Annotated in this window: 11 protein-coding genes; 3 read left to right on the top strand and 8 right to left on the bottom strand. The window is 64.8% G+C overall.

Annotated elements, in window-relative coordinates; all coding sequences use genetic code 11:
• Positions 1-89 precede the first annotated feature (89 nt).
• From HB860_RS13410 to HB860_RS13395, 4 genes are all read right to left on the bottom strand, one after another.
• A complete protein-coding gene (locus tag HB860_RS13410; RefSeq protein ID WP_247626974.1) occupies positions 90-3,290 on the bottom strand; it encodes a response regulator in 3,201 nt (1,066 codons plus the stop codon).
• 160 nt (positions 3,291-3,450) lie between these two features.
• Positions 3,451-4,218 (bottom strand): DODA-type extradiol aromatic ring-opening family dioxygenase, encoded by a 768-nt coding sequence (locus tag HB860_RS13405; RefSeq protein WP_247626973.1) that lies wholly within the window; start codon positions 4,216-4,218, stop codon positions 3,451-3,453.
• 298 nt (positions 4,219-4,516) lie between these two features.
• Entirely contained in the window at positions 4,517-4,987 is a 471-nt protein-coding gene (locus HB860_RS13400) for an FKBP-type peptidyl-prolyl cis-trans isomerase (protein WP_043130150.1), read from the bottom strand.
• Positions 4,988-5,124: 137 nt separating this feature from the next.
• Positions 5,125-6,279, bottom strand: coding sequence for a sodium:phosphate symporter (locus tag HB860_RS13395; protein ID WP_025327778.1), 1,155 nt, complete (start codon positions 6,277-6,279; stop codon positions 5,125-5,127).
• A 250-nt stretch (positions 6,280-6,529) separates the two neighbouring features.
• Between HB860_RS13395 and HB860_RS13390 the strand changes: the two genes are divergently transcribed.
• Positions 6,530-6,922: a hypothetical protein gene (locus HB860_RS13390; protein WP_247626972.1), complete on the top strand. Its 393-nt coding sequence runs from the start codon at positions 6,530-6,532 to the stop codon at positions 6,920-6,922.
• A gap of 78 nt (positions 6,923-7,000) precedes the next feature.
• Here HB860_RS13390 and HB860_RS13385 read toward each other — a convergent pair whose 3' ends face one another.
• From HB860_RS13385 to HB860_RS13370, 4 genes are all read right to left on the bottom strand, one after another.
• Positions 7,001-8,311 (bottom strand): APC family permease, encoded by a 1,311-nt coding sequence (locus tag HB860_RS13385; protein ID WP_202047141.1) that lies wholly within the window; start codon positions 8,309-8,311, stop codon positions 7,001-7,003.
• A gap of 435 nt (positions 8,312-8,746) precedes the next feature.
• Positions 8,747-10,126, bottom strand: a complete 1,380-nt coding sequence (locus HB860_RS13380; RefSeq protein ID WP_139437521.1) for an APC family permease — start codon at positions 10,124-10,126, stop codon at positions 8,747-8,749.
• A gap of 209 nt (positions 10,127-10,335) precedes the next feature.
• Complete coding sequence (gabT, locus tag HB860_RS13375; RefSeq protein ID WP_247626971.1) at positions 10,336-11,634, bottom strand: 4-aminobutyrate--2-oxoglutarate transaminase; 1,299 nt, start codon at positions 11,632-11,634, stop codon at positions 10,336-10,338.
• A 225-nt stretch (positions 11,635-11,859) separates the two neighbouring features.
• Positions 11,860-13,323 carry an NAD-dependent succinate-semialdehyde dehydrogenase gene (locus tag HB860_RS13370; RefSeq protein WP_247626970.1) on the bottom strand — a complete coding sequence of 488 codons (1,464 nt, stop codon included), beginning with the start codon at positions 13,321-13,323 and terminating at the stop codon, positions 11,860-11,862.
• A 309-nt stretch (positions 13,324-13,632) separates the two neighbouring features.
• On the opposite strand from HB860_RS13370, the gene puuR reads away from it, so the two are divergent.
• Entirely contained in the window at positions 13,633-14,244 is a 612-nt protein-coding gene (puuR, locus tag HB860_RS13365; protein WP_005331862.1) for an HTH-type transcriptional regulator PuuR, read from the top strand.
• 49 nt (positions 14,245-14,293) lie between these two features.
• Entirely contained in the window at positions 14,294-15,571 is a 1,278-nt protein-coding gene (locus HB860_RS13360; protein ID WP_247626969.1) for an NAD(P)/FAD-dependent oxidoreductase, read from the top strand.
• Positions 15,572-15,685: the final 114 nt, after the last annotated feature.

Genomic DNA, 15,685 nt, shown 5'->3' with positions numbered 1-15,685 from the left:
TCATGCACCGCTCAAGGCGCAGCCCTGTCTGCCAAGCAAGGCAGTGCTCCTTGCCCCGCCGGACAACGGCTTCTCTTGCGAAATGGCGCCTATGCCTCCCGGCCGAGTTCGGCCAGCGCCGCGCGCAGGCGGGCGAGACCTATGGGTTTGAACAGGCAGTCGTTCATGCCGGCGGCGAGGCAGAGCTCCCGCTCCCGGGGCAAGGCGTGGGCGGTAAAGCCCCAGACCGGCAGCTCATGGCCACGGGCCCGCAGGTTGCGGGTCAGTTCGAAGCCGTCCATCACCGGCATCTGGCAGTCGGTGATGACGAGATCGAAGGGGTGGCTGCCGACGGCCCGCAGCGCCTCCAGCCCGTTGCTGCGCACGCTCACCTCGTGTCCCAGGTGCTTGAGCTGCTGGCGCAGCAGGATCTGGTTGGCATGGTTGTCATCCACCACCAGTATCCGCAGCCGGGGCCCTGGCTCCCGCGGGGGTAGGGGGGCCATCACCTGGGGGCGATCCGGGGTGGCCAGGGTCAGGGGGAGTTTTATCTCGAGGCGGGTCCCCCGTCCTGGCTCGCTGTCGACGCCTATCTCTCCCCCCATCAGCTGGCACAGGATGCGGGCCAGGTTCAGGCCAAGGTACTGCTCGAGGGAGTGCGCACGGTAGAAGGGGGTGAACAGCAGCGGCAGCTTGTCCGCCGGGATGCCGACCCCGGTGTCTGCGATGACCAGGCGCAGCACGGGGGCCTGCTGGGGGTCTCCCGTCAGGGCGGCGCTGATGCTCACCTCCCCCTGCTCCGTGAACTTGATGGCGTTGCCGATCAGGTTGAAGAGGATCTGGCGCAGCCGAAGGGAATCGATCAGCACGGTCGGCAGGGGGGCGCCGGGCAGCTCGACGCGATAGGCCACCCCCTTTTGCCCGGCCATGCCATCGAACACCCGGGTGACCGACAGCAGCAGCGGCGTCAGCTCGCAGGGGGTCGGGGTCAGGGTCATCTGGCCCGCCTCTATGCTGGCGATATCCAGGGTATCCCCGAGCAGATCCAGCAGACCGTGGGCCGAGTCCGCGGCGATGCGCAGCAGCTCGGCGCTGTGACGACTGAGGGCGGGATCCTCGGTGGCCAGCTCCAGCATGCCGAGGATGGCGTTCATGGGGGTGCGGATCTCGTGACTCATGGTGGCGAGAAAGTCGCTCTTGGCCCGGCTGGCGCTGTCGGCCTGCAGCTTGGCCTGGCGCAGAGCCTCCTCCAGCCGCTTGCGGTCCGTGATGTCGATCCAGCCGTCGATCACCCCGCTGATGGCCCCCTCGGCATCGAAGTAGGGCACCATCCAGTGATAGATGTGGGTCTGCCTCCCTTCGCGGTTGAAAATACGATCGGCGAAGACGGGCTGGCCATGCTGCAGCACCTTTGTAAAGTCCTGCTCCAGGGCGGCGATGCTCCGGGGCTCGATGAGCCCCTCCAGTCCCTGGACGAAGGGGTGCCCCATGACGTCCTCCGGGCGGGCACCGAGCTGGGCCAGGTATTTGCTGTTGCACAGCAAGACCTTGCCGCTCTTGTCCCGCACCACTATGGGGTGGGGCTGGCTCTCCCCGAGCGCCTTGATGAACCTCACGTGGGCCTCCAGCTGCTGGCGGGAGGTCTGCTCGGCGCGGGCCAGCCGCTTGAGCATGAGGTTGCGATAGAGCAGCACCAGGGCCAGGGCGAAGAGCACAGCAAACAGCAGGTAGAAGGCGTGGGCGTGGCGCTCCATGAAGCCGGGCATCGGCAGTTTGCGGTTGCGCCACTCGTAGCTCGTCATGGCCAGCTCGTTGGGCGGGATGGCGAGCAGGGTCTTGTCGAGAATACCCATCAGCATCTCGTTGCCGGGCTGGCTGGCAAAGCCCATCCGTATGGGCTCGTCATCGGCGGGCCCCGCGATGCGCAGCCGGGTTTGCGGATCGTTGTCCAGGGCGTGGCGGGCAAAATAGAGCGGCACTATGGCGGCATCCAGCCTGCCCCCCTCGACGGCCTGCATCGCCTCCTCGGCGCTCTCCATGGTGGTGAGCCGGCTGCCCTTGAGCTGATCGGCGAGCGGGTTGTAGCGGGTCATCCCCACGCGCTTGCCCGCCAGACCCTGCAGCGAGCCCATGCTCTCCTCCCCCTGATGGGTGAGGATCACGTAGATGTCGTCCGTGGCATAGGGGACCGAGGGGCGCAGGCCATAGCGCTCGGCCACGGGCCGGGAGATGGCACCGATGAGATCGAGGCGCCCCGAGCGGATGGCCTTGTCCCGCTGCCGGTCGGAGTCGAAGCGGATGAACTCGAAGGAGAGGCCGGTGCGCTTGCTCACCTTGGCCAGCATGTCGACCGTCATGCCAGTGAGCTGGCCGTCGTGATCCAGGGCGCCATAGGGATAGAGGTTGTCCATCAGCCACACCTTGATGGGGGGAGACTGGCGCATCCAGGCAAGCTCCACGGCGTCATAGCGCTCGCTCGCGCCGTCGTTCATATCACGTATGGGCCCGTTCCACTGGCTGAAGATGGCATTGCGGGTCCCGTCGTCGATGGCGTCCAGGCCGCGATTGATGAGGCCGAGCAGGGCCGGCACGCGGGCGGAGACTGCGAAGCGAAAGTCGGCCGGAGCCAGGCTGGGCTGCGCCTCGCCGCGCTGCCTGAGGTGGTCGAAGCGCTCGCTGTTGAGGTAGTGCATGGCGTGGGCGTCGCTGAGCAGTATCTCCTGGCGGCCGAAGAAGACGGCGTCGAAGGCCTCCATGTTGGAGTCATGGGTCACCAGGGTGAGGGTGGGGTAGTAGAGCCTGAACCGCTGCGCGTCTATCTGGCCCTTTACGGCGGCGACGCGCTGGCCCGGGGTCAGCAGGGGGCCCTGATAGGCTTTGGGGGCCGAGAAGACCAGGGCGCTGCTGAAGTAGGGTTGGCTGAGCCGGATCCCGGAGGCCTCGGTGTCCGCCAGGGTCAGGTTGCCGAGGTTGACCAGATCGAGTTCTCCCCGGCGCAGGGCGAGCAGGGCGCTCTCCTTGTCGGCGAAGAGCTGCAGTGACAGGGGCTTTTGCAGCATATGGGCGAGGATGCCGAGGTAATCGGCGGAGATCCCCTCGAACCTGTGCCGGGAGACGATGATGCTGAAGGGGCGGTAATCCTGTGCGAGGAGGCCGACCCGCAACTGCCCGGCCTGCCGCAACCAGCCCTGCTCGGCCTTGGACCAGCGGGGAGGGACTATCTCGGGATGGTGACGGCTGTGCAGGGTCAAGGCCAGCGCAGGCTGGCCGAACAGCAGACAGAGCAGGATCAGTGATCGATAGAGGTTCATCATGCCACCTGGAACGGGACAGCCATCCTTGCCGGGTCTGGGCCAAAGACGGCCATTCTACCGGAAAATGGCTATAACGAGTCCCCTATTTGGTCGCAGCCAGCATGAAAGGCACAAGCATGGCGGCGTGCGCCGCCATGCTTGTCCAGAGTTGCCGGGATCAGCCGAACCGGTAGGCGCCCATGTAGAGGCTGCCATAGTCCCAGCTCTGGTGCAGCCTGGTCGGTCTGTCGCCTCCCGCCGCCCCGAGCGCCACGAACAGCGGGCGCAGGTGATCGTCATGGGGATGGGATTCCACGGCGCCCGGTGCCCGGGCCCGATAATCTTCCAGCGCCGCCCTGTCACCCTCATCCATGGCCTGCTCCAGCCAGTGAACGAAGGCGCTCGCCCAGCGGGGCACAGGGCTGTCGTCCGGCCCGAGCGCCCTCAGGTTGTGGGTGATGGCGCCGGAGGCGACTATGGCGATGCCCTGCGCGCGCAGGCCCTGCAGCGCCTCCCCCAGTTGCCACAGCTGGGCCGGGGTGAAGCCGGCCGGAATGGAGAGCTGCACCAGGGGGAGCTCGCTCTGGGGATCCATCAGGGAGAGGGGCGACCAGACCCCGTGATCCAGCTCGCGCTTGACCGGCGTGGCGGGCAGGCCCGCCAGCAGCAGCTGATCGCTCACCGCCTCCTGCAGCCACTGGGGGCTCCTGGCCGGCCAGCGGATCTGGTAGAGAGGATCGGGGAAGCCGTAGAAGTCGTACATCAGGGCCGGGCTCGGCTCGACGTTGAGCTGCGGCTCGCCGCGGCTGAACCAGTGGGCCGAGATCACCACCAGCCCCCTGACGCCCTCGAGGCGCAGCTGTTTCAGGAACCGGGTGGCAGGCTGATCCCGCAGGACCAGATCCGGGGCGCCGTGGGAGATAAACCAGACGGGGGCGATAGCCATGACAGACTCCATATGCGTTGTGCCGATGCGTGCTGCGCACCGAAAACCCGAGGTCAGGGCGACATGCCGCTGACGATGTGGTCATTATCTGCCCCAATGATTGGGTTAACAATCAGGCTTTAAGGATAAGCACCGTTCACTTTTGGTTGATAGTCTGAGGGGAAAGGGCGAACGAAATGGCGCAGAAACGACAACGCCGGCGCACTGCGCCGGCGTTGTGATCAAGGTCCGTCGGAAGTGGCCCCTGACGGGATGCCCCGCAGCGCCACCTCCAAGATCAGCACGGGCCCTGTCGGGTTTATTGAATACCCAGCAGTTCCACATCGAAGATCAGCACCGAACCTGGCGGTATCTTGCCGGCGGCGCGGTCGCCGTAGGCCAGGTTGGCGGGAATATAGAAGCGGGTCTTCTCCCCTTCCACCATCAGTTGCACCCCTTCGGTCCAGCCCTTGATCACCTGGTTGAGGCCGAACTCGATGGGCTCGCCGCGGGCGATGGAGCTGTCGAATACGGTGCCGTCCAGCAGCTTGCCCTCGTAGTGCACCTTCACCTTGCTGGTGGCGGTGGGGTGAACCGTGCCGCTGCCCGGTGTCAGCACCTCGTACTGCAACCCGGAGGCCGTGGTGGTGACCAGGGGCTTCTCCTTGTTGCTGGCGAGGAACTCGGCCCCCTTGCGCACGTTCTCTTCGGCCAGTTTTTTGTTGTTGCTGCTGGAGTAGAAGTAGTAGGCGGCGCCGGCGATCAGCAGGGCGATCAGAATGAATTTCATCGGGTTTTCCTGTTCCTTGAAATCAGAGTGCAATGAAGGGGCATCTTATCCCAGCCGGGGAGGGAGGGCGAGGGGGGAAGCCGGAGGATGTGACCGGACGGGCAAGGCTCCGGGGGCATCATGCCCCCGGTTCGGATTTACTTGGCGGCCACCATCATCAGGGCGGGCAGGGCGAAGAAGAGCCCGGCCACGTAACCCAGCGCCAGCAGCTTGTTCTCGCTGCCCACCCGGGCCAGGGTCTCGGCGGCCTTGATGGGCAGCTCCCGCAGGAAGGGAACCCCGTAGATGAGCACCACGGCAAACAGGTTGAACAGCACGTGGACCAGGGCTATGGTCAGCGCCAGCTGGGCACCGGCGCCGCTGATGGCGGTGGCGGCCAGCAGGGCCGTGATGGTGGTGCCTATGTTGGCCCCCAGGGTGAAGGGGTAGAGCTGACGGGTGGTGAAGACGCCGCCGCCGGCCAGGGGGATCATCAGGCTGGTGGTGGTGGAGGAGGACTGCACCATCACCGTCATCAGGGTGCCGGAGGCGATGCCGGTCAGCGGGCCACGGCCCAGCGCCTTGTGCAGCAGCTCCTTGGCGCGGCCCACCATGACCCGTTGCAGCACCTTGCCGAGGCTGGTGACGCAACCCAGGATCAGCAGTATGCCGATGACGATGGTGGCGATGGCGGGGCCCTTGCCGGGCAGGAAGGCGACGGCAGCGTCGATGAGATCCAGGGACGGCGAGATGAGGGGCTTCATGAAGTCCATCCCCTTCATCGACATGTCGGCGGAGCCCATCAGCAGGCCGGAGATCCACTCAGCGCTCTGTTGCAGCAGGCCGAACATCAGCTCCAGGGGCAGGAAGATGAAGACCGCCAGCAGGTTGAAGAAGTCGTGTACCGTGGCGGCGGCGAAGGCGCGGCGAAACTCGCCTCTGTCCCGGATGTGACCGAGGGAGACGATGGTGTTGGTGATGGTGGTGCCGAGGTTGGCTCCCATCACCATGGGGATGGCCATCTCCATGGGCAGGCCACCGGCCACCAGACCGACGATCACCGAGGTGACAGTGCTGGAGGATTGCACCAGGGCGGTGGCCAGGATGCCGAGCAGCAGGGCGACGAAGGGGTTGTTGGCAAAAGCGAAGATCTGGGCCGCGCCTTCTGCGCCGCCGGAGAAGCCCTTGAAGCCGTGGGAGACGGCGCCAACGGCGACCAGGATCAGGTAAATCAGCGTGATCACCGCGAGCCAGTTGAACAGGGGGCCGGGACGGCGGGTCTGCTGGGGTGCGGAAGATGCGGTGCTGTGCATATGGCCTCTTGGGGTCGTTCTGCGTTGAAATGGACGGGCGCATTAAAGCAGCGCTCCATGACAGAAATATGACAAAGTGACACTTTTATGATGTTTTGGTGACAGGGCGGCAGGGGGCGTCGCAGACAAAAAGTGTCGGAGCAAACGCCGATATGGCGCCATCCGGCTCAGCGCAGGTCTCCGCCCTTGCACTGAGGCCCCTGGGTTATATGCTGCTAGGCTTTCCTGTCTTCAAACTGAGGAAGTGATGATGCGTGCATGGGTTTTGTGTCTCTCCCTGGGTCTGCTGTCTGCCGGTGCGCAGGCCAGCGTGTTCAAGTCCGAGTGCAACCTCGACAAGGCGGCCAGAAACGAGGCGATGAATGCGACCCTGGGGGTCAAGGGCAACTGCGATGCCGACAAGCTGGTGCGTCAGCAGAAGGAGAAGGCCAAGGCCGAGGTGAAGAACACCACCACGGACGCGCTGGACAAGAAGACGGCGGGGCTGAAAGAGGCGAAGCAGAACACCAGAGCGGCCATGGACAAGCAGAGTGCCGATCTGAAGCAGGCGCAGGACAAGGTCAACCAGACCCGCAAGGATGTCAACGCCGTGGCCAGGGATCCGGTCAAGGCGGCCGCCACCGCGGTGATCAACCAGGGGTGAGGAAGAGTCAGGCGCAGGTCTGCATGCAAGAAGGGGAGCCATGGGCTCCCCTTCTGTTTGGCTGTCGTCCGGCCTGGCTTACTGGCCGTCGGCCGTCTCCTCGTACTGACGGAAGGGGATGCGGAACACGGCGAGGCGCAGGAAGAGGTAGGTGACCCCGATCCCTGCCCAGATGAGGCCAAGCTCCAGGGAGCTCTGCTCCAGGTTGATCCAGAGCGCCCCTATGGTGGCGGCCCCCAGCAGCGGCAGCACCAGGAACAGCAGGTGCTCCTTGAGGCTCTTGTTGCGCTTCTCGCGCACCCAGAACTGGCCGATGACCGACAGGTTGACGAAGGTGAAGGCCACCAGGGCACCGAAGTTCACTAGCGCCAGCGCCATGTCCAGATCGAACGACACCGCGGAGAGCGCCAGGGCCCCCACCAGCAGCACGTTGATGGCCGGGGTGCGCCAGGTGGGGTGGATGTAGCCGAACACCCGCTCCGGGATCATGCGATCGCGCCCCATCACGTAGAGGATGCGCGACACGCCGGCGTGGGCCGCCATGCCGGAGGCGAGCACGGCCGCCGTGGTGCACACCAGCACCACGCTCTGGAACAGGGTGCCGCCGACGTAGAGGGCGATCTCCGGCAGCACGGCGTCCGGCTCCTTGAAGCGGGCCAGATCCGGGAAGAAGAGCTGCAGGCTGTAGGAGACGGTGACGAAGATGATGCCGCCGATGAGGGCCGTCAGCACGATGGCGCGGGGGATCACCTTGCCGGCGTTCGGGGTCTCTTCCGACAGGGAACTCAGGCCGTCGAAGCCGAGGAAGGAGAAGCAGAGAATGGTGGCGCCGGTGAACAGCGGCAGCATGCCGGCGGACTCCAGGTGGAAGGGGCGGCTGCTCAGCAGGGTGCCCGTTCCTTCGCCGTGCAGCAGTCCCCAGGCGATGAGGCCGAGGAAGGTGAGGATGATGGCGACCTGGATGAAGACGATGAAGCCGTTGAGGTTCGCCACCAGCTTGATGCCGCGCAGGTTCAGGAAGGTCATGACCGTCACCAGGCCGAAGATGAAGATCCAGGGATCGACGTTCGGGAACATGGCGGTCAGATAGATCTTGGCCAGCAGGATGTTGATCATCGGCATGAACATGTAGTCGAGCAGGGAGGACCAGCCCACCATGAAGCCGACATAGGGGTGGAACACCTTCTGGGCGTAGGTGTAGGCAGAGCCCGCCGAGGGGAAGCGGCGCACCAGGTGGCCGTAGCTGAAGGCGGTCAGCAGAATGCCGCCGAGCGCCAGCAGGTAGGCGGTGGCGACCCGGCCCTCGGTGATGTCACCGACGATGGCGAAGGTGTCGAACACGGCCATGGGGGTCAGATAGGCCAGGCCCATCACCACCACTTGCCACATGCTGAGGGTTTTTATCAGACGAACGGGTTGCTGGCTCACTCAGGCTCCCTCCTTGCACGGCTGGCAGGAGGTGGAATGGCGTGAGGCCATGGGACTGGTTTCTCGCATCCGCAGCGAAGCGGTATGCAAACCACAGACGTTGGTCGCGCGGCGACCAAAGCAGGTTCCGGTGGCAACCGGAGACAAAGCCAATAAGAGCCCCATGTTTTTCCTCATTGCGGCATTAGGTTCATCTGAACCTAGATATCATTTCCGGAATGGTTCCGGCCTCGAAGTAGACACTTGTTTTCAAAATGAAAAATAACCGATGTGAGGATCACATCGGTTATTCAAATCGGCGCGCATTTTGCCCCAGATGGGGGGGGATGACAAGCCAGGATCGGCATTCCCGGCAAGAGAATGCACAAGGACAGGGTTTACATCAATAAACCGCGCCTATTCAGGTGTCGACGGCAGGGGGGCCAGCCCGCTGCTGGCAAGGCTTGCCGCCTGCTGGCTCGGCAGCGAGACCCGCCAGACCGTGGTGCGCAAAAACAGGTAAATCCCGCCGATGGCGGCCCAGATCAGCCCCAGCACCAGGGAGGTCTGCTCCAGATTGAGCCAGAGTATGGCCACGGTTCCGGCCCCGAGCAGGGGCAGCACCAGGTATTGCAGGCGATCCTGCCAGGTCTTGTTGCGCCCCTGACGCAGGTAGTAGCAGGAGATCACCGACAGATTGACCACGGTGAAGGCCACCAGGGCGCCGAAGTTGATCAGCGCCAGGGCGATCTCCAGATCGAAGCTGACGGCCGACAGGGCCAGCAGGCCCACCAGCAGTATGTTGAACACTGGGGTGCGCCACTTGGGATGGATATAGCCGAAGGTGCGCTGGGGTAGCACCTTGTCCCGCCCCATCACGTAGAGGATGCGGGAGACCCCGGCGTGGGAGGAGAGCCCCGAGGCCAGCACCGCCACGCAGGCACAGACCAGCACCACGCTCTGGAACAGCTTGCCGCCGACATAGAGGGCGATCTCCGGCAGCACGGCGTCCGGCGCCTTGAAGCGGGAGGCGTCCGGGAAGTAGAGCTGCAGGGCATAGGCCACCACCACGAAGATGAGGCCGCCAAGCAGGGCGGTCAGGATGATGGCTCTGGGGATCACCTTGCCAGCCTCCGGGGTCTCCTCGGACAGCGCGCTCAGGCTGTCGAAGCCGAGGAAGGAGAAGCAGAGGATGGTGGCCCCGGTCAGCAGCGGCAAGATCTCTGTGCTGCCGCTGTAGATGGGCTGCAGGCTGAGGGTGCCGAGCCCTTCCCCCTGGTAGACCCCATGCGCGATCAGGCCGAGGAAGACCAGCATGATGGCCACCTGGATGAAGATGATGAGGCCGTTGAGGTTAGCCACCAGATCGATGCCGCGCAGGTTGATGGCGGTCATCAGCACCGTCATGCCGAGGATGAAGATCCAGGGCTCGACGCCGGGGAAGAGGGCGCTCAGATAGATCTTGGCCAGCAGCATGTTGATCATCGGCAGGAAGATGTAGTCGAGCAGGGAGGACCAGCCCACCATGAAGCCCACCACGGGGGAGAACTCCCGCTGGGCATAGGTGTAGGCCGAGCCCGCGATCGGGTAGTGACGCACCATCTTGCTGTAGCTGGAGGCGGTGAACAGCACCCCGACCAGGGCCAGCAGGTAGGCGGTGGTGACATGGCCCTGGGTGATGTCGGTGACGATGCCGAAGGTATCGAACACCACCATGGGGGTCATGTAGGCCAGGCCCATCACGACCACTTGCCACAGGGTCAGGGTTTGTTTCAGTCGCGCAGGGCGTGGGGCCATGGGGCCTGTCTCCTAAGAATGCAGTGGTGAAGGGCCCGCCTGCCGAGCAGGGACAGGGCCCCATGACAGGGTGACTGGTCACAGAGGGAGCCAAGTGCTCCTGCCATCATTTTTTGGGGGGCGAGATGATACCGTATAAGCAGGCCATCCGCGATGGACGGCCTGTCGTTATCTGACGATATTGTTCGTGCCAGCGAGAACCGCGGGCACTAACCCTGACTGGCGGCGGCCAGCGCCTGCTCCAGCAGGTCGAGTCCCTCGTCGATCAGCGCCGGGGAGGCGGTGAGGGGGGCGAGGAAGCGGATGACGTTGGCACGCACGCCGCAGGCCAGCAGCACCAGGCCGCGCTTGCCTGCCTCTGCCACCAGCCGCCTGGTGAGATCCGGGTCCGGTTGGGTGGCATCGCGCCCCTTGACCAGCTCCATGGCCACCATGGCGCCGGGGCCACGGATGTTGCCAATGCTGTCAAACCGCTCCGCCAGCTGGTGCAGGCGCCCCTTGATCTGCTCTCCCTGTACCAGGGCCTGCTGGTTCAGGCGCTCCTCCTCGATGACCTCCAGCACCGCCAGGGCGGCGGCGCAGGCGATGGGGGATCCCGCATAGGTGCCCCCCAGGCCACCGGGCTTGGCGGCGTTCATCACCTCGCTCTTGCCCACCACGGCGGAGAGCGGGAAGCCGCCCGCCAGGCTCTTGGCCAGCGTCATGATGTCCGGCTCGACGCCGCTGTATTCGATGGCGAAGGTCTTGCCGGTGCGACAGAAACCTGTCTGGATCTCGTCGCAGATGAGCAGGATGCCGTGCTGATCGCAGATCTTGCGCAGGGCTTGCAGGAAGCTCGGGGAGGCGACATAGAAGCCCCCCTCACCCTGCACCGGCTCTATGATGATGGCGGCCACCCGGGCCGGCTCGATGTCGGCGCTGAAGCAGAGATCCAGCGCAGCCAGGGCATCGGCCTCGCTCACCCCCAGGTAGTCGGCCGGGAAGGGCAGGTGATAGACCTCCCCCGGGAAGGGGCCGAAGCCGGTCTTGTAGGGCACCACCTTGCCGGTGAGCGCCATCCCCATCATGGTGCGGCCATGGAAGCCGCCCTTGAAGGCGATGGTGCCGCTGCGACCCGTGTGGGCGCGGGCGATCTTGATGGCGTTCTCCACCGCCTCGGCGCCGGTGGAGAGGAAGAGGGTGCGCTTGGGGGTCGGGCCCGGCACCAGGGCGTTGAGCTTCTCGGCCAGCTTGATATAGCCCGGGTAGGGGGTGACCTGGAAGCAGGTGTGGCTGAACTTCTCGAGCTGCTCGCGCACGGCGGCGACCACCCTGGGGTGGTTGTGACCGGTGTTGAGCACGGCGATGCCGGAGGCAAAATCGATGTAGCGGTTGCCCTCCACATCCCACAGCTCGGCGTTCTGGGCCCGGTCGATGAAGACCGGCAGCAGGGTGCCGACCCCCTGTACCACGGCCGCTTCACGGCGCGCTTGCCATGCCTGGTTTGAATGCTGTTCTGACTGACTCATCTTTCCTCCCTGAGGGGCATGGGCCCCTGATATTCCTGTGCAATCTGCTCATCGAGTGAACCGCGCTGCCATCTGGCAGGGCGGCAGGTCCGGTGCGCGGGTGGCGTGCCGCAGGGCGCCGTCGACGCTCTCGTGAGGCCGGGCGGGCGCCCATGTCTATCTATAAAAACGATGGACGGGTGTCAGAGGCATCTTTTTAGGCGATGCCTCTGCGGGTCATGGGCATCAGCGGATGCCGCCGAAGCAGAGGTATTTGGTCTCGAGGTACTCCTCCAGTCCCTCTGCCGCCCCTTCCCGACCCAGCCCCGACTCCTTGATGCCGCCAAAGGGGGCCAGTTCGGTCGAGATGATCCCCTCGTTGATCCCCACCATGCCGTACTCCAGCTGCTCGGCCACCCGCCACACCCGGGCGATGTCGCGGCCATAGAAGTAGGCGGCCAGGCCATAGGGGGTGTCGTTGGCGATGGCGATGGCCTCGGCTTCGGTCTCAAAGCGCACCAGGGGCGCCACCGGCCCGAAGATCTCCTCCTGCAGTATGGGGTTGTCCGGGGTCACGCCGGTCAGGATGGTGGGGTGGTAGAAGAGCGGGCCGGCGGGGTGGGCTTGCCCCCCCACCAGCACGCGAGCCCCGGCGGACTCGGCCTGGCTCACCAGGGAGGCGACCTTGTCGGCGGCGGCGGCATTGATGAGAGGGCCTATCTGGGTGCCTTCCCCCATGCCATCCCCCACCTTGAAGGCGCGCACCGCGGCGGCCAGCTTCTCGGCGAAGGCATCATGAACGCTGGCCTGCACCAGGATGCGGTTGGCGCAGACGCAGGTCTGGCCGGCGTTGCGGTATTTGGAGGCGAGGGCCCCGGCCACGGCGGCGTCCAGATCCGCATCGTCGAACACGATGAAGGGGGCGTTGCCACCCAGCTCCAGAGAGAGCCGTTTCATGGTATCGGCGCACTGGCGCATCAGGAGCTTGCCGATGCGGGTGGAGCCGGTGAAGGAGAGCTTGCGTACCGTCTTGTTGCGGCACAGCTCATTGCCCACGGCCGCCGCCTGATGGGAGGTGACTATGTTGATGACCCCGGCGGGGATGCCCGCCTGCTCGGCCAGGGCCGCCAGCGCCAGCGCGCACAGGGGGGTCTCGGCGGCGGGCTTGATGACGATGGTGCAACCGGCGGCGAGTGCCGGGCCCGCCTTGCGGGTGATCATGGCGATGGGGAAGTTCCAGGGGGTGATGGCGGCCACCACGCCCACCGGCTGCTTGATGGTGGCCAGGCGCCGGTCACCGGAAAAACCCGGGATGGTGCGGCCATAGGCGCGCTTGCCCTCTTCCGCGAACCACTGGATGAAGCTGGCGCCGTAGGCCACTTCCCCCTTGGCCTCTGCCAGCGGCTTGCCCTGCTCGCAGGTCATGATGCGGGCCAGTTCATCCTGGCTGGCCATGATGAGCTCGAACCAGGCGTGGAGCCGGCTGCCGCGCTCCTTGGCGGTGAGGGCGGCCCAGGCGGGCTGGGCTTTGTGGGCCGCCGCGATGGCGAGCCGGGTGTCCGTCTCGTCCATGTCGGGTACCTGGGTGATGAGCTGGCCGGTCGCCGGGTTCAGGACCTCGAACCTTTGTCCGCCATGGGCCTCGCACCAGCGGCCATCTATATAGGCAAGGGACTTGATCAGGGAGAGAGCGGGTTGTGATGCTGACATAGATAGGAAGCCTCGATTGTGGGTCTGGGTGGCCGACTCATCCCGTGGTGCCACCGTATAGAATAATAAGCACCTAACGACCATAAAGTGAGCCGAAATGTTTTTCAAGTGTTAAATATATTTGAGTGAACGGGGCGCTGCATGCTAGAAATGGGGCTGTCAGGACGATTCTAGCGTCTCTCATTGTGTTGGGTGTGCAAAATAATGAACGATCTCGGCTGTGCAGGATAGCGAACAGGGTGCCGGGATTGACGCATTATATTAACCAGCCGCCACAAGGTATTCGAATGGCCATACAAGGAGGTGGGGATGCAGCAACCACAAGGTGAGGTCCAGTGGCAGACCATGACGGATAACCCCTTGTCTGACAAAGGGATGGATAAAACCATGGGGGAGCGGCTCGCCCTCCTTCGCCGTAGTCTCGGGCTCTCCCAGCGCCGGGCCGCCGAGCTGAGCGGCCTGACCCACGGTGCCATCTGCATGATAGAGCAGAACAAGGTGAGCCCCTCGGTCGCCTCGTTGCAAAAATTGCTCTGCGTCTACGAGCTGCCGCTCTCCCGCTTCTTCGCCGAGGAGGAGGCGCGGGCACCGAGCGTGGTGATCAAGGCGGAGCAGCTCATCGAGCTGGGCAGCCAGGGGGTCTCCATGAAGCTGGTGCACAACGGCAACAATCGTCGCCAGCTCGGCTTCATGCTGGAGACCTATGCCCCCGGCACGGACACCGGGGGCCAGGTCAAGCACCTGGGGGAAGAGGTGGGCACAGTGCTGGAAGGTTCTGTCGTGCTGAGCCTGGCGGGGCAGACCTATCAGCTCAGTGCCGGGGACAGCTATGTGATCGACACCGGCGAGCCCCACAGCTTCAGCAATCCGTCGGGGCAGGTCTGCCGCATCGTCAGCGCCCACACCCCCGCCAGCTTTTGACATTGAACAGCGCGAATATTGGAAACGAACCGGTAAGGAAACAGGGATCATGACCGAACATGTAAAGAGTTACTACGCAGCCAGTGCCAACAAACACGCCCCCTATCCCACGCTCACCGAGCAGCTTGAGTGCGACGTCTGCGTCATCGGGGCCGGGTATACCGGCCTCTCCAGTGCCCTGCATCTGGTGGAGAAGGGCTACAAGGTGGTGGTGCTGGAAGCCGCGCGAGTCGGCTTCGGCGCCAGCGGTCGCAATGGCGGCCAGATCGTCAACTCCTACAGCCGCGACATCGACACCATAGAAGCGAACTGCCCGCCGGATCAGGCCAGGCTGCTCGGCTCCATGCTGTTTGAGGGGGGAGAGATCATCCGCGAGCGGATCCAGCGCTACAACATCCAGTGCGATCTGCAGCAGGGGGGCGTCTTTGCCGCCGAGACCGAGAAGCAGCTCCACGAGCTCAAGGCACAACATGCCCGCTGGCAGAAGTGGGGCAACGATAAGCTGGAGCTGCTCGATGCCGACGGGGTGCGCGAGGTGGTGGCAAGCGATCGCTACGTCGGCGCCCTGCTGGACAAGCGCGGCGGTCATATCCATCCCCTCAACCTGGCGCTGGGAGAGGCGGAAGCCATCCGCATGCAGGGGGGGCAGATCTTCGAGCAGTCCGCCGTCACCAGCATCACTCCCGGTCAGCCGGCTCTGGTCAAGACCGCCAAGGGGGCGGTGAAGGCGCGCTTCGTGGTGGTGGCCGGCAACGCCTACCTCGGCAACCTGGTGCCCGAGCTGGCGAGCAAGAGCATGCCGTGCGGCACCCAGGTCATCGCCACCGAGGTGCTGGGGGAGGAGCGGGCCCGCGCCCTGCTGCCGCAGAACTACTGCCTGGAAGATTGCAACTACCTGCTCGACTACTACAGAACCACAGGGGATCACCGGCTGATCTACGGCGGCGGCGTGGTCTATGGCGCGCGGGATCCGGCGGACATAGAGCGGCTGATCATCCCCAAGATGCTCAAGACCTTCCCCCAGCTCAAAGACGTCAAGGTGGAGTACACCTGGACCGGCAACTTCCTCTTGACCCTGTCGCGTCTGCCGCAGTTTGGTCGCATCGGCCCCAACATCTACTACATGCAGGGTTACAGCGGCCACGGCGTTACCTGTACCCATCTGGCGGGCAAGCTGCTCTCCGAGGTGCTGAGCGGTCAGGCGGAGCGCTTCGACGCCTTCGCCAGGCTGCCGCACTACCCCTTCCCGGGCGGCCGCCTGCTGCGCATCCCCTTCACCGCCGCAGGAGCCGCCTGGTATACCCTGCGAGACAGGCTGGGGGTGTGACGCCCATAAAGGGCATAGCGCTATGGCGCCATGACGGCCGAGTGGTGAAGGGCGTGAGTCTCTGGTTGTTCGGCTGTCGAAAAAGGGGGGGATAAGTCATTCCCTGTATCGCAG

This window comes from Aeromonas genomosp. paramedia, from assembly GCF_023093515.1.
Taxonomy (GTDB): Bacteria; Pseudomonadota; Gammaproteobacteria; order Enterobacterales; family Aeromonadaceae; genus Aeromonas.
The sequence above is the reverse complement of the archived record's forward strand: the minus strand, read 5'-3'. Positions and strand labels throughout refer to the sequence as shown.

Coding starts and splice junctions, on each gene's coding strand:
- HB860_RS13385 (WP_202047141.1), bottom strand. CDS start 8,311: ATGTGGCAAGTGGTGGTGATGGGCCTGGCCTATCTGACCCCCATGGCC.
- HB860_RS13400 (WP_043130150.1), bottom strand. CDS start 4,987: ATGAAATTCATTCTGATCGCCCTGCTGATCGCCGGCGCCGCCTACTAC.
- HB860_RS13395 (WP_025327778.1), bottom strand. CDS start 6,279: ATGCACAGCACCGCATCTTCCGCACCCCAGCAGACCCGCCGTCCCGGC.
- gabT (WP_247626971.1), bottom strand. CDS start 11,634: ATGAGTCAGTCAGAACAGCATTCAAACCAGGCATGGCAAGCGCGCCGT.
- HB860_RS13370 (WP_247626970.1), bottom strand. CDS start 13,323: ATGTCAGCATCACAACCCGCTCTCTCCCTGATCAAGTCCCTTGCCTAT.
- HB860_RS13360 (WP_247626969.1), top strand. CDS start 14,294: ATGACCGAACATGTAAAGAGTTACTACGCAGCCAGTGCCAACAAACAC.
- puuR (WP_005331862.1), top strand. CDS start 13,633: ATGCAGCAACCACAAGGTGAGGTCCAGTGGCAGACCATGACGGATAAC.
- HB860_RS13380 (WP_139437521.1), bottom strand. CDS start 10,126: ATGGCCCCACGCCCTGCGCGACTGAAACAAACCCTGACCCTGTGGCAA.
- HB860_RS13410 (WP_247626974.1), bottom strand. CDS start 3,290: ATGAACCTCTATCGATCACTGATCCTGCTCTGTCTGCTGTTCGGCCAG.
- HB860_RS13390 (WP_247626972.1), top strand. CDS start 6,530: ATGCGTGCATGGGTTTTGTGTCTCTCCCTGGGTCTGCTGTCTGCCGGT.
- HB860_RS13405 (WP_247626973.1), bottom strand. CDS start 4,218: ATGGCTATCGCCCCCGTCTGGTTTATCTCCCACGGCGCCCCGGATCTG.